Source organism: Saccharibacter sp. EH611 (assembly GCF_009834765.1).
Classification (GTDB): Bacteria; Pseudomonadota; Alphaproteobacteria; order Acetobacterales; family Acetobacteraceae; genus Saccharibacter.
Genome location: NZ_WVHP01000001.1, coordinates 194869 through 216130, shown reverse-complemented (window position 1 = coordinate 216130; position 21262 = coordinate 194869). Strand labels below are relative to the sequence as shown.

The 21262-nt window shown below is 50.4% G+C and carries 19 protein-coding genes and 1 tRNA gene; 9 read left to right on the top strand and 11 right to left on the bottom strand.

Annotated elements, in window-relative coordinates:
- The first annotated feature begins 214 nt into the window (after positions 1 to 214).
- The 5 genes from GS535_RS01000 (at position 215) to GS535_RS00980 (ending at position 6949) form a co-directional block, all read left to right on the top strand.
- Positions 215 to 886 carry an epoxyqueuosine reductase QueH gene (locus GS535_RS01000; RefSeq protein WP_160791558.1) on the top strand — a complete coding sequence of 224 codons (672 nt, stop codon included), beginning with the start codon at positions 215 to 217 and terminating at the stop codon, positions 884 to 886.
- A 261-nt stretch (positions 887 to 1147) separates the two neighbouring features.
- Positions 1148 to 2683: a glycoside hydrolase family 32 protein gene (locus GS535_RS00995; RefSeq protein ID WP_160791559.1), complete on the top strand. Its 1536-nt coding sequence runs from the start codon at positions 1148 to 1150 to the stop codon at positions 2681 to 2683.
- A gap of 143 nt (positions 2684 to 2826) precedes the next feature.
- Positions 2827 to 4119, top strand: coding sequence for a GDSL-type esterase/lipase family protein (locus tag GS535_RS00990; protein WP_160791560.1), 1293 nt, complete (start codon positions 2827 to 2829; stop codon positions 4117 to 4119).
- A gap of 66 nt (positions 4120 to 4185) precedes the next feature.
- Positions 4186 to 5652 (top strand): MBOAT family protein, encoded by a 1467-nt coding sequence (locus tag GS535_RS00985; protein WP_160791561.1) that lies wholly within the window; start codon positions 4186 to 4188, stop codon positions 5650 to 5652.
- A complete protein-coding gene (locus GS535_RS00980; protein ID WP_160791562.1) occupies positions 5639 to 6949 on the top strand; it encodes an SGNH family hydrolase in 1311 nt (436 codons plus the stop codon). The genes GS535_RS00985 and GS535_RS00980 overlap by 14 nt, the downstream gene beginning before the upstream one ends.
- A 95-nt stretch (positions 6950 to 7044) precedes the next feature.
- Here GS535_RS00980 and GS535_RS00975 read toward each other — a convergent pair whose 3' ends face one another.
- The 4 genes from GS535_RS00975 to GS535_RS00960 form a co-directional block, all read right to left on the bottom strand.
- A complete protein-coding gene (locus GS535_RS00975; protein WP_160791563.1) occupies positions 7045 to 7887 on the bottom strand; it encodes an HNH endonuclease signature motif containing protein in 843 nt (280 codons plus the stop codon).
- Positions 7888 to 8076: 189 nt separating this feature from the next.
- Positions 8077 to 8151: transfer RNA gene (locus GS535_RS00970), tRNA-Thr, on the bottom strand.
- Positions 8152 to 8222: 71 nt separating this feature from the next.
- A complete protein-coding gene (locus GS535_RS00965) occupies positions 8223 to 8402 on the bottom strand; it encodes a hypothetical protein (RefSeq protein ID WP_160791564.1) in 180 nt (59 codons plus the stop codon).
- Positions 8399 to 9562 (bottom strand): Mrp/NBP35 family ATP-binding protein, encoded by a 1164-nt coding sequence (locus GS535_RS00960; protein WP_160791565.1) that lies wholly within the window; start codon positions 9560 to 9562, stop codon positions 8399 to 8401. The genes GS535_RS00965 and GS535_RS00960 overlap by 4 nt, the downstream gene beginning before the upstream one ends.
- 109 nt (positions 9563 to 9671) lie before the next feature.
- Between GS535_RS00960 and GS535_RS00955 the strand changes: the two genes are divergently transcribed.
- Positions 9672 to 11228: a Do family serine endopeptidase gene (locus GS535_RS00955; RefSeq protein ID WP_160791566.1), complete on the top strand. Its 1557-nt coding sequence runs from the start codon at positions 9672 to 9674 to the stop codon at positions 11226 to 11228.
- Positions 11229 to 11262: 34 nt separating this feature from the next.
- A complete protein-coding gene (locus tag GS535_RS00950; RefSeq protein WP_160791567.1) occupies positions 11263 to 11607 on the top strand; it encodes a hypothetical protein in 345 nt (114 codons plus the stop codon).
- A 194-nt stretch (positions 11608 to 11801) separates the two neighbouring features.
- Here the strand turns inward: GS535_RS00950 and GS535_RS00945 are convergent, their stop codons facing one another.
- From GS535_RS00945 to GS535_RS00935, 3 genes are all read right to left on the bottom strand, one after another.
- Positions 11802 to 12632: a TerB family tellurite resistance protein gene (locus tag GS535_RS00945; RefSeq protein ID WP_160791568.1), complete on the bottom strand. Its 831-nt coding sequence runs from the start codon at positions 12630 to 12632 to the stop codon at positions 11802 to 11804.
- Positions 12633 to 12649: 17 nt separating this feature from the next.
- Positions 12650 to 12925: a ribbon-helix-helix domain-containing protein gene (locus tag GS535_RS00940; RefSeq protein ID WP_160791569.1), complete on the bottom strand. Its 276-nt coding sequence runs from the start codon at positions 12923 to 12925 to the stop codon at positions 12650 to 12652.
- A gap of 63 nt (positions 12926 to 12988) precedes the next feature.
- Positions 12989 to 14125: an acyl-CoA dehydrogenase family protein gene (locus GS535_RS00935; protein ID WP_160791570.1), complete on the bottom strand. Its 1137-nt coding sequence runs from the start codon at positions 14123 to 14125 to the stop codon at positions 12989 to 12991.
- A gap of 195 nt (positions 14126 to 14320) precedes the next feature.
- On the opposite strand from GS535_RS00935, the gene GS535_RS00930 reads away from it, so the two are divergent.
- Together GS535_RS00930 and GS535_RS00925 are read left to right on the top strand one after the other, a co-directional pair.
- On the top strand, positions 14321 to 15880 hold the full coding sequence (locus tag GS535_RS00930) for an adenosine deaminase (protein ID WP_160791571.1): 1560 nt from the start codon (positions 14321 to 14323) through the stop codon (positions 15878 to 15880).
- An 8-nt stretch (positions 15881 to 15888) separates the two neighbouring features.
- Positions 15889 to 16962 carry a purine nucleoside permease gene (locus tag GS535_RS00925; protein ID WP_160791572.1) on the top strand — a complete coding sequence of 358 codons (1074 nt, stop codon included), beginning with the start codon at positions 15889 to 15891 and terminating at the stop codon, positions 16960 to 16962.
- 177 nt (positions 16963 to 17139) lie between these two features.
- Here the strand turns inward: GS535_RS00925 and tgt are convergent, their stop codons facing one another.
- The 4 genes from tgt to GS535_RS00905 all read right to left on the bottom strand — a co-directional run bounded on the left by tgt (position 17140) and on the right by GS535_RS00905 (position 20921).
- Positions 17140 to 18279 (bottom strand): tRNA guanosine(34) transglycosylase Tgt, encoded by a 1140-nt coding sequence (gene tgt, locus GS535_RS00920; protein WP_160791721.1) that lies wholly within the window; start codon positions 18277 to 18279, stop codon positions 17140 to 17142.
- Positions 18280 to 18329: 50 nt separating this feature from the next.
- Positions 18330 to 19394 carry a tRNA preQ1(34) S-adenosylmethionine ribosyltransferase-isomerase QueA gene (queA, locus tag GS535_RS00915; RefSeq protein ID WP_160791573.1) on the bottom strand — a complete coding sequence of 355 codons (1065 nt, stop codon included), beginning with the start codon at positions 19392 to 19394 and terminating at the stop codon, positions 18330 to 18332.
- Between the two features lie 75 nt (positions 19395 to 19469).
- Positions 19470 to 20078, bottom strand: a complete 609-nt coding sequence (locus tag GS535_RS00910) for a phospholipid-binding protein MlaC (protein WP_160791574.1) — start codon at positions 20076 to 20078, stop codon at positions 19470 to 19472.
- A 60-nt stretch (positions 20079 to 20138) separates the two neighbouring features.
- On the bottom strand, positions 20139 to 20921 hold the full coding sequence (locus GS535_RS00905) for a VacJ family lipoprotein (protein WP_160791722.1): 783 nt from the start codon (positions 20919 to 20921) through the stop codon (positions 20139 to 20141).
- Between the last annotated feature and the right edge of the window lie 341 nt (positions 20922 to 21262).

Below are 21262 nucleotides of genomic sequence, written 5' to 3'. Positions count from 1 at the left end.
GTGATATTTTGAATCGTCAATGATTTGATAATGAAACAATAATGAGAAGGTCTGTTCCAAAAGAGATGTGTCATTTGTGAGACAGGGTCACCTGCTATGTTATTGACTGTTGAGAAAGAGGGGATAGAACCCGCATGAAAGCAAGAGCCGGTCTCCTAAGAAAAGGGGAGGGGCGAGAGAGGCTGAGGCCGTCTAATCAATGGAGAGCTATTTTATGAGTGATGTGGAACGTCCGATTCTTATTCCACCGGGGGGGCATAAAAAAGTGTTGTTGCATTCATGTTGCGCCCCGTGTTCTGGGGAGGTGATGGAAGCAATGACGGCTTCTGGCATTGATTACACAATCTTCTTCTACAATCCGAACATTCATCCAGAGCATGAATATATCTTGCGGAAAGAAGAAAATATTCGCTTTGCAGAAAAACATCATATCCCGTTTATCGATGCAGATTATGATCGTGATAACTGGTTTGAGCGCGCTAAAGGGATGGAATGGGAACCTGAGCGAGGCGCACGATGCACCATGTGTTTCGACATGCGCTTTGAACGCACGGCCCTTTATGCCCATGAGCATGGCTTCCCCGTCATGACGAGTTCATTGGGTATTTCGCGTTGGAAGGATATGAAGCAGATTAACGGCTGTGGAGAGCGCGCGACAGCTCCTTATGAAGATGTCAGTTATTGGGATTTTAACTGGCGCAAAAAGGGTGGTTCTGCGCGTATGCTGGAGATCAGTAAGCGGGAGAAATTCTACAAACAAGAATATTGCGGTTGTGCGTATTCGCTTCGTGACACGAATGCTCACCGTCGTTCTCGTGGACGCCCGGCGATTGAGCTTGGGAAGGAGTTTTATGGCTGTGAAGAAGGGGGAGCAGAAAAAAAATAAAATATTTTTTATGAATTACGCTTCCGTTCAGAATAACGCCACGTTTTCATCGTATCGTCGAGATACAGGTAAGGCAGAATAGAGCGCTTAACGTAAAAGCAAGTCAGAGATGGTCTGGTGCTCTCTTTGTCTCCTGTGGCGATTTGTTCTGATGGAGCATGTATGGAAAAGACGGGATTGACCCGCAGAGGGTTCGGCTTTTCGCTGGCCTCAGTGTCAATGGTACTGATGGCAGCAGGAAATTCGAAAGGGAGTAGCGCTGTGTCTTTGACGATGACTGATGATTTTTACGATAAATTGTATCGTCCGCATATTCACTTCAGCCCGTCTTTTGGCTTTGTGAATGATCCATGCGGATTGGTGTATGATGGTAAGCAGTATCATCTCTATTATCAGTTCCGTCCATTGCACAATCTGATCAATGAGGTGGATTGGGGCCATGCTGTTAGTCCCGATCTGTATCAGTGGGAAGATCGTGGTCATGCCATCGTCAATAGTGACGAAAAAGGGATGGCTTTTACTGGGAGTGTGGTAGTTGATGGGCAAAATACCTCTTCACTTTTCCCGCCAGGAAAGGCCCCTCTACCGGCGAACCAGATGAAGGGTGGATTAGTCGCGCTTTATACACGGGATGATCGTTCTATTCGTAAAAACCACAAATCCACAATCCATGCTGCATGGAGTGGTGATGGTGGGAATCATTACGAAGACTTTGCCCATAATCCTGTGCTGGATTTAAACGATCCTGACACGCGTGATCCGCAAGTTTTCTGGCATGCACCCTCTCAGACATGGGTGCTTGTTCTTGCGTCAGCTTATACGCATGAAATCCTGTTTTACGGATCTCGGAATCTGATCAAATGGGAACATTTAAGCACTTTTGCTCCAGCGGGTTATCAGGGGGTTGAGTTTGAATGCCCTAATTTGGTTGAGCTGGAGATTGAAGGCGAAAAGACAAAGAAATGGGTGTTGTTCATTTCGCTTAACCCAGGATCGCCACAGGGTGGAAGTTCCATTCAATATTTCGTTGGTTCGTTCGATGGTAAGACGTTCGTTGCCGATAACAACGTTATGGACTTTACGGATTTTGCGAAAGATTCCTACGCGTTACAAATTTTCAATGATGCCCCTGATGGGATGAAATGTGGGGTATCATGGTTTGGGAACTGGCAATATTGCTTCTTTCAACCACCCAAGAGTTGGTCTGGCGCCATGACATTGCCGCGTCAGTTTCATCTACGCCGTAATGAGATCGGCTTGCCGATGCTTATTCAGCGTCCGGTGGGTATTGATGCGCTCGTGGCTAAAACACTGACATCCTCTCAGTTTGTGATGGCGTATGAGCATAAGGGGGAGAAGACCGTAGCTCTGCCAACTGATGCAGCTATTGATGTGCGGCTTGAAGCCCACGTGACACATGCTGTGGAACCCAATGGATGGTTGGATATTGAGTTCTCCAATAAAGCTGGAGAGGTTCTGAGCCTTGGTTATCAACGTCAGACCAAGAGTTTCTGGATTGATCGGAGCGGGTTGAAAGGCTTTTCCAATCATACGTTTAGCACGCATTTTGCGGCCTCATTGCCTCGTGATAGCAAGAGCTTCCAAGCACAAATCATTCTCGATGGGTGCACGTTAGAGGTGTATCTCAATGATGGTGCTGGGGTTGGTACGTGCCTCGTTTTCCCTAAAGCAGCTTTGGATACGCTGACATTGCGTTCTTCTCAACTTGGGTTGGATGTGAAGACGTTTGAGGTGAATGCGCTGAAAACGACAGTCAAAGAGAGAGAATATCTCTAAGAGAGAGCGCGCTTTCCTAAAAAGCGTATCAAACGGCTGCGACAGTGTTTTGTCGTGGCCGTTTTGTTATTTAGGGGATGGCGGCGTTTTTTATAATGTGAAACAAGACAGTGAACGGCGCATGGGCTTGTGGTCATGAAGAGATGGCCGATCGTGATGAACAGGGTTTTGGTATGGCACTCTCCTTCTCTCAATATCTGATGATTGTAAGTACCTTTATGCTTGTAGCAGGGGGGCAGACGGTCTCAGAGGCATCGGCTAAGCACAGCGTGAAACATGGGGGGCATCAGCTCCGAGCCCATCATAAACCAGTTCATCATGCGCCTTTAGCACCGTTACCGACGGAGAGCATGGCTCTTACAAATTATGGTGATCCGAACCTGTGGCGCTTTTCTTCTGCTTTGCAGAGGGCGAACACGCAGACAGTACATATTGTTCAATTTGGAGATTCCCATACAGCTGCAGATTTTTTCACAGGTGAGTTAAGAGACGCCTTTCAGCAGCGTTTTGGGAATGGTGGTGTTGGGTTTATTAGCCCGTTGGCTGTGCCGGGACAGCGTTATGAACAGGTCGTGATGCCGCGTGCAGGAAGCGATTGGGTTTTGAAAACCAGTCGTCGCGATCTTGATGATGTTTTCTCTCTCGGTGGAAGTCATGCACAACCTCAAGGGCATCAGCGCTCCATGACCATTGCTTTTCGAGATGAGAGTGCGAGCTTGGAGCCATTGCGCGCACGAGCTTTTTATAAAACAGAGCAACCCAATCTGTTGATTGCGCAAGATGGGCATGGCCGTCATGAGGTGGCTCTTTCGCAATCGCAATGGGGATATAGCACGCCGATAACGCTGACATTACCAGTGACCATGACAGTGCAAAATGGTGCCGCGGGTACGCAAATAGGGGGGTGGTATTTAGACCGCTCTCATGGGGTCGTGTTATCATCGATAGGTAGCAATGGGGCGTCTTTATCGTTATTAGAACATTGGCAAAATGATTGGTATGCGCAGCTTCAAAAGCTGCATCCTGCGATGATTATTTTAGCGTATGGCACCAATGAATCTCTGAATAAGACGCTTGATTTTGATCAATATCGCCAGTCCTATGTGCATATTATTTGGCAATTACGCCAAGAAAATCCTACTTCTGTGATCCTTATGGTGGGGCCGAGTGATAATGCTTCTGCTCGCGCAGGGGGAAATTGCCGCCATATGGTGGGATTGGAGAAGATCATCGCTACTCAAAGAGCAGTTGCCCGACAGGAGCATGTTCTTTATTGGGATTGGCGCGCTTTTATGGGCGGGGCTTGCTCTATTAATTCATGGCGGGCTCATCATGAAGGTCAAGAAGATCGCGTGCATCTATTACGACCGGGGTATCAACGGAGTGCACGCGGGCTTTATAAAAATATTATGAAGATACTTAACATAGCACCGTAAACATTCTAGACCAAAGGACAGACTATTGAGGGCCTGAAAATCGTTAATGTGGCGGAACATCCATAGATGAATATTTTATCTCTTGAATTTTTTGAGTTCTTTTCATGTTTTTTCGTTTTGTATTGGATTTTACAGCCATCTCTTTTCCTTCAAAATCTCCTTTTACTCGCGGGAAGTCTTTTTTTTATAAGTTGGGGGAGTGCGTATAACTTCTACATTCTTTTAGCATGGACGGGATGCGTCTATGGAATAACGCTTTTCTGGCGCAAAACAGGACGTACGACAGCGACGAATATTATTTTATGCGTGCTGATCGTTACGTTCTTTTTTCTCTTTCGTTTTTATGCGGCTCTTCAGGAAAGTCTTAAAAGCTTTTTGGATGGGATTGGTCTCCCCATTGCTCTGCCGATGGTGGTTGGGGTCGCCCCGCTGGGCCTGTCCTTTTATGTCTTCCATTCTGTAAGCTACGTGATCTCGCTTCAGCGCACGGAAGTTGTCAAAAACCGTGGTGCATTCCCAGCGCATACGATCAATGGCAATAAAGAGAATTTCTTTTCGTTTCTGCTCTATACGAGCTTTTTCCCTAGCATTGTATCTGGGCCGATTAACCGAGCGGTGGATTTATTTCCACAGCTGATGCCTTTTCAGAGGCGTCGTATTTTATGGCCGAAACAAGCAGTAGGTCTTATTCTTTTAGGTCTTTTTAAGCTTTTCCTCGTCAGTGATTACTTAGATAAGCATCTCGTAAGCCCTGTCTTTAGTGCACCGAGTAACGCCACACCTGTTGCCTCTCTTACCGCTGTTATTGCGTATGCGTGGCAAATTTATATGAACTTTTCGGGCTACACCGACCTTGTGCGTGGGGTTGGTTTGTTATTAGGTTTCCATTTGCCGGAAAATTTCAATGCGCCTTATTTAGCGGCCAATATCAGTGAGTTTTGGCGGCGGTGGCATATCACATTATCGCGCTTCATCACCGATTATATTTATATTCCTCTTGGTGGTAATCGCTGTGGTTTTGCTCGGCAGAACATCAATGTTCTGATTGCTATGGGGCTATCTGGCCTGTGGCATGGTGTGGGGATGAACTTCTTCATTTGGGGAATGCTTCATGGGGCAGGGCTTGTTGTTCTCAATGGCTTTAAGCATTTTAAAATGTTCCTGACCGATGAGGCCAAACAGAGTATTCCGCCGCGTTTGGCTCATGAAGGGGCGCGTTTCGTCACCTTTGTTTTTCTGTGCCTCACATGGGTCTTTTTCCGCTCAGCGAATTTTGACGATGCCATTACGTTGTTAAGTTCGTTGACGCATTGTTTTTCGAGCGAGTTGTTTGATCCACATATGCTGATTTTGTGGGTATTGATCGCTGTGACGGCTTTCTACGGTTTTCTCGATCGTCTGAAAAAGCGTGTTTGGGGATACTGCGAGCGGTTGCCGTGGTGGGTATATCCTTTCGGGATAGCGGCGCTTTTAACGCTGATTTTCATGTTTGCTCCAGCTGGAACGCCAGGGTTTATTTATGCCAATTTCTGAGAGTGTTGTTCTTTATCGCCGCACCCTTAAAAGCGTGCTTGTGGCCTTGGGAATCACGGGATTAAGCTCTGGCTTGTTTCTGTGGTTAAACCAGCAGGGGCTGGATCATTCATGGCAGCAAGAACGTCATGAACCTGCCCCTTGGAGCCACTTTACCTCTTCTCTTTGGGGAGAGGGAGCTGTGATTGAAAATAGCTTGCGTGCTCAGATTTCCCATTTGGAAGGAGGGCTTGCGCCTTATCAGGACATTATGAGCAGCAGTATGGCTGTAACGGCTCAAAATGGTGCGGATGATGACTTAGATATTGGGGGAGAGGCCCCAGTGCAGGTGCAAAAACCGCTTCCTCAGCAGAATCATACACCTTCGCTCAGTCATTCTCATAAAGAGGAGGAAAAGCCGGGGCCTCGACAGAAAGTGCAAGAGAAACCCCCGTCCATGCAAGGGCATAAAGCAGCTCCATTGCCTTTGGTTGAGAAAGCCCTAAAAATTGACAGGGCTCACAACAATTCTACGGCGCAGCAAACGTCACTTCCACCACCAAGTGCTGCGCCATTGCCGCAACCGGTTCATAAAGAACCAGCGTCTTCTCCAGCACAGCCCTCTGAGGTAAAGCAGAATGGGGCTACTGTTTCTCATGTCCAAAAAGATGTTGGGCAGAAACATATTCTCTTTATTGGTGATTCGATGATGCAGGGGGTGGCCCCTCATGCGGTAACGGCATTGCGGCGGCATTACCATATTCAAAGCTATGATTTGAGCCTTCAAAGCACGGGCCTATCGTATCCCAGCTTTTTTAATTGGCCAGAAACGCTACGGAAAACCTTGACTGATAAGCCGGGGATTACAACCGTTGTGGTCTTTTTGGGGCCTAATGACCCGTGGGATATGCCCTCAACTGCCCGGCATGGCCATTATCTCAAATTCCGTTCCCCAGTGTGGGAGGAGGATTACCGTGGGCGTATTCGGAGCATTCTTGATGCTGCAAAAGCTCACGATGTGCGTGTGATCTGGATCGGCCCTCCCGCAACAAAGCGTGAACGTTTATCATCAGGTATTCTCTATCTAGACCAGCTCTTTCAAAGTGAAGTGGAACAGGCAGGTCAGACGTACATTTCGGTTGATAAGCTCTTCCATTATCATAACCATACCTATAGCGAGACGATGGAGCGCAATGGTCGTGAAATCAGGTTACGTAGTGCTGATGGTACGCATTTTACACCGACAGGACAGAAGGTGATTGCCGAAGCTGTTATGAAGGCGTTGTGGCCCGATCTTGGAGTGCCTCCTTCTCCGTGAGGAGGGAAGGGAGATATAGGCCGACGGTTAGCGAGCGCAAACGACTTTTATCTGAAGGGGTGAGCACGTAGGGATAATGTCAAAGAAGGGATAGTTTAATCATTAAAGCGTAAGTGTCCTAGGTTCTGTTCTAGAACAGAAACAATGCCGAGAAATTTATTTTTGAGTAGTTCTTGTTGATTTCCAAAATGGGCCTCGCGGTGGCAGTTGGGGCATAACGCGATGATTGATTTAGGGTGGTCAGGTCCACCATCGGTTAGACGGAGAATATGGTGCGCCTCTAAGTAAGGGTATCCTTGGACGGTTAGAAAAGGAGCGGGACGCTGGCAATGCTCACATTTTCCTTCAGCTCTTGCCAAGATATAATCTCGTATTGCTTTGCTTCTGCTGAAAACGGTGCCCGGGGTGTGCTTAGACTTTAGCTCTGGAACAGCGACCGCTTTGAACGCCTTTTCTCTTAAAGTGTGGAGGGGCGTTTGATCTGGTGCCTGTATGGTGAGTGATTTTACTTTTTTGGACACGTAATCTTGAGGTATCAAAGTGAAAACAATTGCTTTGCGTAGGTTCCCTTGGGCGTCTTTTTGAATTTCACAATCCCACCCAGCACAGATGAATAAACCTTTAAAACGAACGATGCCAGTTCTGCATGTTTGTTGAAACAGTAGTAGATCTTTGCTGTTTTTTACATGATCACGGATGGCTTTATTCCCTGCGATCATTTTCATATCGCCCGTTTGGCCTTGGCCTGTATACCTCAATCTTCCATCTTTTTGGAAAACGTCTTGATAACCGGCACGGTTCGCTCCATTACCCGTGAAGATAAAAATACCAGGACAATTGGTTGGAGTAGAAATTCCGCTCTGTTGCTGTCCCTTATAGAGTTTATGAATATCATTACGGCGGTGGTAAGTGCCATATATCTGGAAAGGCCAAGTCATCGTTGTAGAGTAAAAAAGAAGGTTTACACTAGAAAGCACTAGATGAGCGCAATAATTTTTTTATTTGGTTATAAGAGTAAATAGTTCAACTCTCTTTTTATGAAAATTGAAATTCAGCAACTTATTTGGGTATCATCTCAAGAGCACTGAAAGCCGGTATATTCTTATTTTATAAAGGAGGGGAAAATATGGTGCCGGATGAGAGATTCGAACTCCCGACCTTCGGTTTACAAAACCGCTGCACTACCACTGTGCTAATCCGGCGCTGAGATGAGAAGCTAAATGTCATTTCTTGCGTGGTTAATCAAGAGGGAAAATGCATTTTTATGCAGAAATTATGATGCCTTCTCTTTTGCTGGGGTGAGAAGGTGACTTGGAGGCCCTAAAACAGGGCCATCTTTCACAAAACCATAGCCATCGTCTGACAGCCCCGGATGGTGTGTGCTGTGTGGCGTACTGCATCCCGTAGCTATGAGGGGGAAGCTCAGTATGAAAGCGAGTGCAGCGCGCTTCATGAGGAGGTTCCTTGTGCCGAGGGGCGCAGTGCCGCGGCTACAGAACGCGCGAGAGCCTGATAGGCCTTTGCGCCCTCATTTTCAGGGGAAGCAACGATCAGCGGTGTTCCGCCATCAGCGCTGCTGCGAATCTCGCGAAGAAGAGGCACTTCTCCTAGGAAGGGCAATCTGAGCTTATGAGCTTCATCACGAGCCCCACCATGACCGAAAAGATCTGTGCGTTCATGGCAATGGGGGCAGCAGAAATAGGACATGTTTTCAACAAGCCCCAGAATAGGAGTCTGTGTCTTTTCAAAAAGCGCGGCCCCACGCCGTGCATCCAGTAGGGCAATATCTTGAGGGGTGGAGACCATCACCGCCCCACCATGGCGGAGCTTGTCGCCGAGTTTCTGCGTTAGCGTGAGCTGGGCATCACCGGTGCCGGGGGGCATATCAACGACCAGAACGTCCAGCTGGCCCCACTCAACGTCTCCCATAAACTGGATGAGGGCCCCCATAACCATAGGGCCGCGCCAGATCATGGCTTGTTCTTCACTCACAAGATAGCCGATCGACATGGTTTTAAGGTTCCAAGCCTCAAGCGGTTGGAGTTTGCCGTCGACCACGGTGGGTTTGTGACTTCCCCCCAGCATGCGTGGCAGAGAAGGGCCGTGAACATCAGCATCAAGCAGGCCTGTTTTGAAACCCAGCTGGGCGAGACCACAGGCCAAGTTGACGGCTGTTGTGGACTTCCCAACACCGCCTTTTCCTGAAGCAACGGCAAGAACAGCTTTTACATCGGGGAGAAAGCCTTCTGGTGGCATGGGACGGCTGGCTGCCCCCTTAGGTGGACGTTTACCAAGAGCGAAGGGGCGGTGAGGGGTAGCCGTCGGTGCTGTGTGCTTCTGCTCTTCTGCCTGTTGGGAGGGGGATGGCATGCCACGATGAGCGGTGAAGTTTACGGTAACGGCTGTGAGCCCTTCATGAAGGGCAAGGGTCTTTTCTAATGTGGTTTTTAAAAGAGCGAGTTGTTCTGTGTCTTTGGCGGTAGTGGTGAGGACAACATGAGCATGGCCATCACGCATGGTGAGGCCGTCAAGCTGTATCTCTGGCGTTAACTCGTGCTCATTGAGGACGAGGGAAACATAGTCTTTAAGGGCGGGAAAGTCTGGCTGTGTCATAGGCTGCTATTCTCTCATGGAAAACACATGGCTGGAAGCAGAAAAAGTCATCCGTATTATGGGAGGAAGAGAGGATGACGTGTCTGCTTAGGTGCGCTAGGGTTTTGTTATGAGCCGATTCATTCACCGTTCTGTCCCGTTTCGTGCGGCCTTGCTGGCTGCTTTGAGCTTAGCACCTCTTCATGCTTTTGCTGAAGAAAAGCCTGCTCCCCCTCCAACAAAGGCGACTTTGCCGGCGTTAAAAGAGGGAATCGCCTTACCTAGCTTTGCTGACCTAACAGACCGTTTGCTTCCTGCGGTGGTTAATATCTCGGTCTCAAGTGTGATTCGCCCTCAGCAAGATGGAAGCGATGGGCCAGATACAAGCAATCCTAACGGGCCACAAACACCGCCTTATCCTCAAGGTTCACCGCTTGATAAGTTTTTTCACGATTATATGAAGCACAAGCACCAAGATGGTGCGCCAGAGCGGCAGGTGCAGGCACTTGGGTCGGGTTTCATTATTGACCCATCCGGTGTGGTGGTTACGAACAATCACGTTATTGATAAAGCGCAGCAGGTAACGGTTGTGCTTAATGATGGCACAGAAATGCCGGCTAAAATTGTCGGACGTGATAGCCAGGTCGATCTCGCTGTGTTGCAGGTGAAGCCTGCTCATCCACTCCCTTCTGTCCCGTTAGGGCATAGTGATCAAGCCCGTATTGGTGAATGGGTGTTGGCGATTGGGAATCCGTTTGGTCTGAGCGGTACGGTGACGGCGGGGATTATTTCCTCACGTAAACGGAATGTCGAACATGGGCTGTATGACGATTTCATCCAGACTGATGCGGCCATTAACCGTGGGAATTCCGGAGGCCCGCTTTTCAATACACGTGGTGAAGTCATCGGGATCAATACGCTGATCTATGGCGGAGCGGGTGGTGATTCGATCGGGATTGGTTTTGCGATCCCGTCTGATGATGCACGTGGGTTGATCGAACAGCTCCGACGCAATGGCTATGTCAATCGCGGATGGATGGGTGTGAGCTTTCAAGATGTTACCCGCACGATGGCTGATGATCTCGACTTCCATGCAGATGACGGGCAGCCGGGGAAAGGGGCTATTCTCTCGACGGTGAAAGCCGGCGGCCCTGCGGCTCGGTCGGGACTTGCTGTGGGTGATATTGTTACAGCGATTGATGGCCAAGCGATCACGGGTCAGACTATGCCGCGTCTCGTGGCGGCCCATGAGCCTGGCACGTCCATTACGTTGGATGTGTGGCATCGTGGGAGCCGCAAGCAGGTGGCCTTAACCCTTGGGAAATCTCCTAATGCGCCAGATCCATTGCCTTCTGATACGCATCCGCCTGCTCACCCAACGAAAACGGTTGGGAATATTGGTTTAAAAGTGAGCGTGATTGATGCCGATGCACGCACGCAATATCAGCTTTCTGATAGCCAGCGTGGGGTTTTGGTGACCCGTGTGTTCGATAGTGGCACAGCAGCGGCTCGGGGAATAGCGGAAGGGAATGTTATCACTCAAGTAGGTGAGAGTGAGGTGAATAGTCCTGATGCTTTCCAAGCCGCTTTAGAGCGTGCACGCGAAATGAAAAAGTCAGAAGTCTTGCTGCTCGTGCAAGATAATGACGGCATGCGCTGGGTGCCTCTTCCATTAGAAGCTCGGTGAGGGCGATTTTTACGTTGAGTGGGGAGCAGACGCGATGAAAGAGCTTTTGTCACGACGTATGTTAGATAAATGGCTCATTCTCGCGGGTGTTGCCTGTATGGCCATTTGTCTCTCATGGGTTTCAGCGTACCTCATGATGACTGTTGGTCTTTCTTTAATGATGAATTCTGGAAAGACCTCTTTCCTTGAAGAGTTTTTGGTAATCGTCATCGTGTTAACGCCGGTGCCGGCGGTTATGGCGGTTGTCTTCGCGACGTTGCGGTTTGCTATTACCCGGCGCTGGCTTACGATCAGTGCCATTGCATTGCTGCCTTTATGGGGGGCTATGCTTTTGGGGGTGCTCTGGTATTTTTTTGCAACGTATCACATGATGTTGTGATGATAGCTCTGTGTCATCGCTCGTCTTGCTTATGCAAAGAGCTATTTTTGACTAAAAAGTTCCCCATGCGATGAAACCGGGATTTCTTTCGGTCAGCAAGCAAATGATGCTGTTAACGAGGGATGGGAGAAAGATGGAGAAACAGTTATCTGTTGTGCGCTCTTTCCTGACTTGAGCTGGAAAGAGGAGGGCTTTTATAGCCCTCGGTCACGTTTAATGCGATCCCATGCGGCATTGATCTGGGCCATGCGTTCTTGAGCGGCAAATTGCTCTGTGCTGCTGAGGTTCCGTTCGGCGAGGCGGTCTGGATGGTGCTCTCGCACAAGGATAAGCCAGCGGCGGCGTACTTCATGATCGCTGGCTGTGCGAGCAATCCCTAAGACGCGGTATGCATCGGTTGGGCTACTTTCGGCCATACGTGATTGTCCGCTTTCAGCACGCTCCCAAGCGCGTTCAGAGAGACGGAAGGCCTTATGAACGCGTCGCAAATAGTCGGTTTCTTTGGGATGGAGAGAGCCACCTTTGGGGATGTCTGCGCGTGCTATGCGGAAGAGGACGGTTAGCAAGGTCTCAAGAGGTTCAGTTTTGTCTGCAAAGGCCTTGCCCATCTCACGGGCGTATAATTCGAAATCATCGGTGCGTTCACGTGCGCGATCAAAAACGAGTCCGACTTCACGCATGTTCTCTTCAGGGAAACGAAAAGACATTTCAAAAGCGTTGATTTCTGTTTTATTAACCGGCCCATCAATTTTTGCCATTTTGGCACAGAGGGCAACAACGCCAAGGCCATAGAGATGGTCACGTTTGCCTAAAATAGACGCCATTTTAGCGGTTGCAAAAAAGGCAGCACCGCTAGGATCCGGCTTTCCTGTCGTATCAAAATGACTGCTCCAAGAGCCGGAAGGAGGTGTCAGGAGCTGTTTTTTATCGGCCATATGACCGAGAGCGAGCCCCATCAGGCTGCCAAAAGGCCCTCCGGCTGCAAAGCCTGCGGCCCCACCAAAAACTTTTCCCCAGAAAGCCATATATGTTCCCTCGTTTTCTATAGTTCTACCATGTTCTCTGGCGGGTCGGAACGGGATTGTGGGAAAAACATACGCTCCTCGGACATAGCAACATAGCGCAGGGCGGTAATTCGCAACACGGAGGCAAGGCTTTGCTGTGCAGAGCGTTGCCGATCAAGCTGGGTGATAAAACCAGCAAGAGACTCTTTGTTGTGTTGAGCCATCTGTTCCAGAATAAACCAAAATTCCCACTCTAGGGCGATAGAGGTGCGATGGCCTGATAGACTGACACTACGTTTATGGAGACCATTCATAAGAGGGAACGCTTTCTGCTGGCAGCTACGCTACATTTACAATAGAGCATAATGGCGTGTTTCTTAGGAAGGGAAGAGAGCGTTAAAGCCAGCCTTTTCAAGAACCGTATCGGCTTGGGGGGAATGAATGCGGCCACACAGGACGTTGCGATAATGGCGCTCAAGTGGGTTATCTTGGCTTAATCCCGGGTTGCCGCTTACTTCAATGGCGCGTTGGACGGCACTGATGGCTTGTTCTGTGACGAGGCGTTTAATTTGTGAGGCTTCTGTCAGTGTGATGGCCTCATAATGTGTTTGAGCGTGATTCAGCAGGGCCGTGTTCGAGAGGAGAAGCCCGTCTATCTCACCTACAATTGTTTGGAAGCGCGGCAACGTCGCTAACGGGCGCCCAAGGCCTGAGGGTACACGTTTGTGGAGGAAAGACGTAAACCATTGCCGGGCGGAATGGGCGATGGCGTTATAGAGATGTGCCAAGATCAGAGCATGCCAGACAAAGAGGCCGGGGGTTTCTGGGTTCCCTTCTTCAGTAGATACAATATTGGCAAGGTAGCGTTCTGGAACGGGGGCATCATTAAAGACAATGGTGTCACTCCCTGTGGCGCGCATCCCGAGATGATGCCAGCTTTTTTGCACGGCAATGGCTTCTTGGTCGAGCCGGACAAGCACTTGCCCGACACGCTGGGGATTCTCATCTGTAGCGCACCATACAAGCCCCCACCGAAGAGCTGATGACCCGGTGGAGAAAATTTTGCGCCCGCTGAGCACCCATTGACCATTCACATGGCGCAGACGCGTAGCAGGGATGCCACCTCGAGAAGGTGTGCCGAGCTCCGGTTCCACACGTAGGGCATTCACAAGTGAGCCATGAGCTTTGATATCGGAAAGGACTTCTTCTTTCAGGTCTTCTGGCCAGCTTGGTGACGTCGCGATGGAGAAGCAATGGAGATATTGCATCGCGACGATCAGAGCCGTTGAGGGATCATTTTCGGCTAGGGAGGCGATGATGCGTGTCATATCCTGAAAGCCAATTCCAGCCCCGCCATACTCTTGAGGGACAGCAAGAGAGAGGATTCCCTCATGGCGCAGGAAGTCCAGTGTTGGCTGAGCGATTTCTCCCAGCTGATCATATTGGGATGCGCGCTCGCGTATGCTTTGTGCATGGCCTTGGAGAGATAAAAGGGCGTCCGAAAGCTGCGACATGGGAGAACTCCCTTAGATGAATAGGATATGCTGGATATGAGAAAAGCGTATCATTAAAAAACGACAGCAAAAAGACTATTAAAAATTAAACGATGCAAACAAGGGATAACGTCCTATTCTGTTGGGCTTTTATGATGGGTTTTACTTGTCAGCTGATCGGGAAATCATCATCATAAGCGCATGAAAATTTCCACGATGATGTCCTCCCTTTTAGGGGTGTTTGTTGGCAGCGTGCCTTTAGCTTTCGCTGCTCCTTCTTCTCATATGACTCCCTCAGCCGCTGCACTTTATGACAGTGTAAAGCATGATCCCGTCCAGCTGGGTATGTTTATGCAAAGTTTCCCTAAAGGGGCTGACCTGCATAACCATATGTCAGGGGCAATTTATGCCGAAAGCTTTCTAAAATGGGCGGCAAAAGATGGGCTCTGTGTGAATCTCCCACAAGGGAAGATATTGCCGGAGCGTTGTGGTGCCCCCGTTGAAGGGATGGAGGCTGCAGCAAGTCTCAGCTCAGATGCTCCGGCTTGGAATGGTATGGTTGATGCCTTATCGATGCGTGATTTTGTGCCGACAGCAACGGATCGTTCTGGCCATGACCATTTCTTCAGTACGTTTGAACGCTTTGTTGCTCTGGAAAAAGATCATCAAGGTGACATGCTGGCAGAAGCGCTTGAACATGCGGCGCATGACCATGTGCAATATCTGGAATTGCAGGTTTCTACCGCTTCTTCCGCTGGGCTAGAGAGCATGATGGCTTCGGTGAAGCATAAGAAGCTCGACAATGCGGCTGATATTCCAGCATTTCATCAAGCGTTGCAGCCTGTTTTGCCGAAAATGGTGGAGGCCTCACGCAAAGGGGTGGACGCGATGGAAAAGCGCGCCCATGAGGTGCTGCAATGCGGAACCGCTCAAGCGAAGCCCGGCTGTGGGGTAACGGTGCGTTATCTCTTTGAGACGTTGCGTATTGTGCCGCCTAAAGCCACCTATCCTCAGCTTGAGGTCGGTTATGCGGTTGTGAAGAATGATCCACGTTTTGTGGGGGTCAATATTGCCGCTCCTGAAGATGATGCGACGGCGCTGCATGATTACGATCTGCATATGCAGATGTTCCACTATCTCAATAATGTCTATCCGGGCGTGAAACTCAGCCTCCATGCGGGTGAGATAACGCCGTCTCTCGTGCCGTTGGCAGACCTCGATCATCATATCTGGAGTGCGATTGATGTGGCAGGCGCACAGCGTATCGGTCACGGGATTGATGTGATGTGGGAGCATGATCCGGCTGAATTGCTCGCGAAGATGGCGCGTCAGCACATTATGGTTGAGGTTAATCTCACCAGTAATGACGAGATTTTGGGTATTAAAGGCGATCACCATCCTTTTGAACTCTATCGTCGTGCTGGTGTCCCTGTTGCGTTATCAACCGATGATGAAGGCGTCTCACGTGGCAGTCTGACCAATGAATATGTGCGTGCGGCTCAAACCTATCATCTCAGCTATAATGACCTCGTACAGCTTTCACGCACGGGGTTGGAATATAACTTCTTGCCAGGGCAAAGCTTGTGGGTTGACCATCATATTGGGCAGAGAGTGTCGGCGTGTCATACGGCGAGCGTGACAGCTTCGTTGCCACAAAGCTGTGCGACCTTCTTAGAAAACAATCCGAAAGCGCGTCTGCAATGGCAGCTGGAAACACGTATGGCTGAGTTTGAGCGCTCGGCTGTTCGCAATCCAGTATTGAGTCATGCACGATGAGAAAGCGAATGCATCGGGCTTTTATCTATGGGGCTTTGATGATTGGGCTGGTTTGGGGCGGCGTCATGCCTTCCCAAGCACGCTCCGCACCGTTACCCGTGCGGGTCGTCGTGGTGACGACGTTTGAGATCGGTCATGACACGGGTGATATTCCAGGGGAATTCCAAAACTGGGTTGAAAAATTCCCCTTGTCGCAGAGTATCCCAGCACCCGGGACTGAGCATGAGGTACTGCGCTATAATCCTCAGCTTCATGTGCTTGGGATGGTCAGTGGTGAAGGGCCAACGCATATGGCCGCAGCGATCACGGCTCTCGCGTTAGACCCGCGCTTTGACCTCCGACATGCGTATTTCGTGCTGGCAGGCATCGCTGGCATGAACCCTCGCGCGGGCACGGTTGCGTCTGCGGCATGGGCAGGCCATGTGGTGAATGGTGGGGAGGCTCATCTGATTGATCCACGTGAAACGCCTGCTTCGTGGCCAGATGGCTTTACACCTGTGCAGGGGAGTGTTCCCAATGAGCGGCCACGCCCGCCGCTCCATTCCATTGCTGGAGATATGGCGTTTACGCTGCGTCCTTCCCTTGTGCAGTGGGCCTATGACCTGACTAAGGATGTGCCGATGCCAGATAATGCAGCTCTGGAGGCCGTTCGTCAGACGTATCACATGTTTCCTGAAGCGCTTAAAAAGCCTCATGTGATGATTGGTGATACGCTCTCTGCTGAAACCTTTTGGGTTGGAGGCCGTATGAACGATTGGGCCGAACGCTGGGTAGGCTACTGGACAGACGGACAAGGTAAAATGGTAACCACCGCAGAAGAGGATATCGCGTTATGTCAGGCGCTCACTCTTCAGGGGAAAGCGGGGCGTGTGGATCCACAGCGTATCTTGATTCTTCGTTCCGCGAGTAATTTCGATATGCCTCCTTCCGGTAAAGCCCCGGCGGACATGCTAGCGGCTGAAGCGCATGAAGAAGGGTTTGTGGGGCTAAAAGCTTCGACCGATGCTGCGTATGAGGCGGCGAGTCCTGTCGTGCGTGAGCTGGCGATGCACTGGGCACGTTACAAAACACAGGTTCCTTAAGTAGAGGCTGTGGAAAGTGACTGTAGGAGCTTTTATGCTTCTACAGTCACTTTTTGAGACTGCTTAAATCTCCACATCAGTGTGTGATAATTCCGTACTGACGTTCTCATAACGCAGGCGTTTACTATCGCAGCATCATTCTTAAGAGATGTCGTTCAGGAGAATAATGCGGCAACGTTAGTAGTGCGGTTTCGGAAACTCGTCTTCGCTCCAGTCTCCCAATGACCAATTGTGTCGAAGGGTGACAGCAAGCTCTTCTAACGTGTCATCCATAATAGCGGCACGGATTTGGCGCATCAGGCGCTGATAATACGCTAGATTATGTAAGGTGAGTAGCATCGGGCCGAGCATTTCGTTGGCTCGGAAGAGGTGGTGCAAATAAGCGCGCGAATAACGACCGGCCATTGGGCTGTCATCATCGGGGGAGATGGGGCGTGTATCCTCTGCAAAACGTGCATTACGCAGATTCATTGTGCCGCGTTCTGTATAGGCACGTGCGGTACGGCCGGCGCGTGAGGGCATCACACAATCAAACATATCGCAGCCGCGCATGATGGCACCGAGGAGGTCATCCGGTGTGCCAACGCCCATGAGGTAGCGGGGCTGGTCTTCCGGTAGCATGGGGGTGGTGTAATCCAGCGTGGAGAACATCAACTCCTGCCCTTCACCCACGGCGAGGCCGCCAATAGCGTAGCCTTCAAACCCAATATCACGCAGAGCTTTGGCTGAACGTTCGCGCAAGTCTTGTTCGGTTCCGCCTTGGACAATACCAAATTGCCCATAGCCGGGACGAGCGGTGAAGGCCTCGCGTGAGCGAGCAGCCCAGCGCATAGAACGTTCCATAGAGGCTTCCAGCACCTCTTTTGTGGCAGGGAGGGCCGGGCATTCATCGAAAGCCATGGTAATGGTGGCATCCAACTTAAACTGGATGTCTGTTGAGCTTTCGGGTGTCAGATGATGTTTGCTGCCGTCGATATGGGAGCGGAAGGTCACGCCATCTTCAGTCAGTTTGCGCAATGGGCCGAGTGACATCACCTGAAAGCCGCCCGAGTCGGTCAGGATAGGGCCGGGCCAGTCCATCATTCGGTGCAACCCACCTAAACGCTGTACGCGCTCGGCTGTAGGCCGAAGCATGAGGTGATAGGTGTTGCCTAAGACGATTCCCGCACCAGTTGAGCGAACCGAGTCCATCGTTATCCCCTTCACGGTGCCGACAGTGCCGACAGGCATGAAGGTAGGGGTGGGGACAGACCCATGGCGTGTGTGCAGCCAGCCGGCACGTGCTTTGCCAGATTGACCCTCTTTCTGCCAGGTCATGTGATCTGCTGGCGTTAAGTTAGGGCGAGGAGCGTCAGAGGGGCTACGGGTCATGAAGAACGTTCCAAAAGACAAGCATCACCGTAGGAATAGAAGCGCATTCCCTCGGCAATGGCACGGTGATAGGCCGCCTGCATGGTTTTTGTGCCACTAAAAGCACATACCAGCATAAAAAGCGTTGAGCGGGGGAGGTGAAAGTTGGTCATTAAGGCATCAACGCAACGGAAGCGGTAGCCGGGTTTGATAAAGATGGACGTTTCGCCCGTCCAAGGCTGCACGGTTCCATCTTCATCGGTTGCGCTTTCAAGGAGCCGAAGCGTGGTCGTACCAACGGCGACAATGCGCCCCCCGCGTTTCTTCGTGTCATTAATTGCTTGAGCTGTGTGGGCATCAATCCGACCCCATTCTGCGTGCATTTTATGCTCTGCAATGGTGGAGCGCACGGGGAGGAACGTGCCCGCCCCGACATGCAACGTTAGTGTGTGTTGCTCAATGCCGCGTTGGCGCAGTTTAGAGAGCAGCTCATCGGTAAAATGCAACCCTGCTGTAGGAGCGGCTACTGCCCCGCGATAGCGAGAGAAGATGGTGCGATAATCGCTGTCATCGTCCAATGTCGGGCCATGAGGACGGTCAATATAAGGGGGGAGGGCGAGGGCGGCGGTGCGTTCTAAGAAAGCATCAAAGGCATCACCTTCGACAGAAAAGCGGAGGGTAACAGCGCCATCACCTTCATTAGCGACGACCGTTGCGGTCACTTCATCGTCACCGAACTGAAGCGTATCATTTTCTTTCAGTTTCCGCGCATTACGAGCGAGTGCGTGCCACTCACCCCCCGGGAGAATACGGTCAAGGGTAATCCCGATTTTTGCGGCTCCGCGCGTGGCTTCTAGTTTGGCACGGATGACTTCCGTATTGTTTGCAACGAGAAGATCACCTTCCTGTAACAGACTAGGAAGGTCGCGGATTTGGTACAGACTGAGCTCTGCTTCTTCTGTTTCTGTTGCTAGAGGCGGTTGTACATGCAAAAGCCGAGCAGCTTCACGCGGGCGAGCAGGCTCTGTCGCGATATGGGTACGAGGCAGATCGAAATCGAAGGGGGCAAGGTCATCAGTCATGGCGCTGCTTCTGTAGGCTGGAGAAGAAGGTTCATCAACCCTCTTCTCGTTCTTCCCCACGATTTATGCCGGATGTTAATGCCTTGAGGCTGCGTTATCAGCGATTTGATGCCTCAAAGCATCAATCATAACCTGCACCTTACCACCGTTACGTGTGAGGAAAGCCGTATAGTCGCTACGCTGTGTCATGCGCATACTTGCCCCTTCCCCGTAAAGGTCAACCACCTTAGGTGGGGTGCCAGCGACCACCGTGGTGAGCGTAATATCTGGCTGATGGGGACGACGCACAATAAGAGACACTTTCTCTCCTGCGGGCGTCGGCACACTACCGAGCAGCTGTAATGAGACGTCCTGATAGTGCCCCATTTGGTTAGTGACAGCATTCAGAAGGACGCGTTCGAAGAGTTTCAGATATTCTTTTTGTTGTTCAGGGGTGGCGACGCGCCAGTAGCGGCCCAAAACATAACGACCGATTCCCGCAATATCGACGTTTTTGCGCAAAAGAGGGAGAAGCTCCTCATATTTTTTATCCGTTGAGGTATTGGCATTTAAAATATGAGCGAGTTGCCCTCCAAAGGAGCTGACAAAGTCCGTTGCAGGAGTTGCAAGAGCTAGGCTTGGAGCGAAGCTCAGCAGGCAGGCCGTTCCGAGAATGGTGCGGCGTGTAAGACGGCGAAGCATCATAGGGATTCTCCCGGTAAAAACCTGTCGCACAGGAAGGAGTAAAGGAAATAAATTGTTTCGTTAGTACCAGTCAGGGACTGTAGCACGATTATCGGCTTTAAGGGCATCAATATCGCTTTGGCGTTTTTGCTGCCAAGCGCTACGCATAAAGGCGTATGGGTCAAGGCTCTGATGTTCTAGCTGATCAAGCTGGTCGATTTGGTTAGAGAAGTTGTTGAAATCGCCAAGAATATTATAGGCCCAGTTGAAGTCGATGAGGCCATAACCGCTTGGAACATAGTTAATAGGAACAAGGGCCTGCCCAAGAGCATAGCCAATGGAGTCACGGAAGTTGCTAGGGCCGATACCGGGGAGGAAGACGTAAGGGCCTGACTTAATTCCCCAGACGCCCATCGTCATGCCAGGATCCGTCGTGTGATTTCTATAGCTAGTAAAGCTTGCCACATCAAAGAAACCAGCGACACCAGCGCTCATATTAATGAGAAAGCGCATGAAGGAGTCACCGGCGCGACGTGGTTTTCCAGCACCAACATCGGAAAAGAAGGTGGATGGCTGGCCCCATGTTTCGTTCACATTATCAACCGTGTTGCGGAAAAATTTGGGAACATTGTCGCGCCAAGCTTTTCCCATAGGGCGAAGGGCAAATTTATAGGCCACCATGTTGACCATAAACATCTTACGGTTCAGTGGCTCGTAAGGGTCATTGGCGGCTTTGTAGTCTTCAAGGGCTTCAGGATCTTTAGGAGGGGGGTTGCGAAGAGAGCTGCACGCACCAACACTTAGAAGAGCGAGACAACCGGCCAGAACGCGGGTTGCACTGGTTTTGCTTCGTTTGCGCTGCATTATGCTGCGTGTGCACGCCATGTTGCTGCCGCTCCTGTTCTAATCAGACCCATATGCGAGTAGTTCGGTGGTTATATCCTCAAAAGGGCAGGATAGAAAACTGTTTTCCAATAAGAAAAGATACTTGCCGTCTCTGCGCCTTTGCAGGTCGGTGACGAACCGTCTGCTCAATCATTATATTGCATATTGTGGGGAGCTGCACACCCCCTAAATCGACAGATGATGATGTAGGTGGGGCGAAGGTGTGAGGGGGGATTGCATTTTCTTTTCGTTTGGGTGTCAGTAGTGGCCATATAACGTTTTAACTACGTGTCTAATCGTTGCAGGGTGAATGCTTGTCG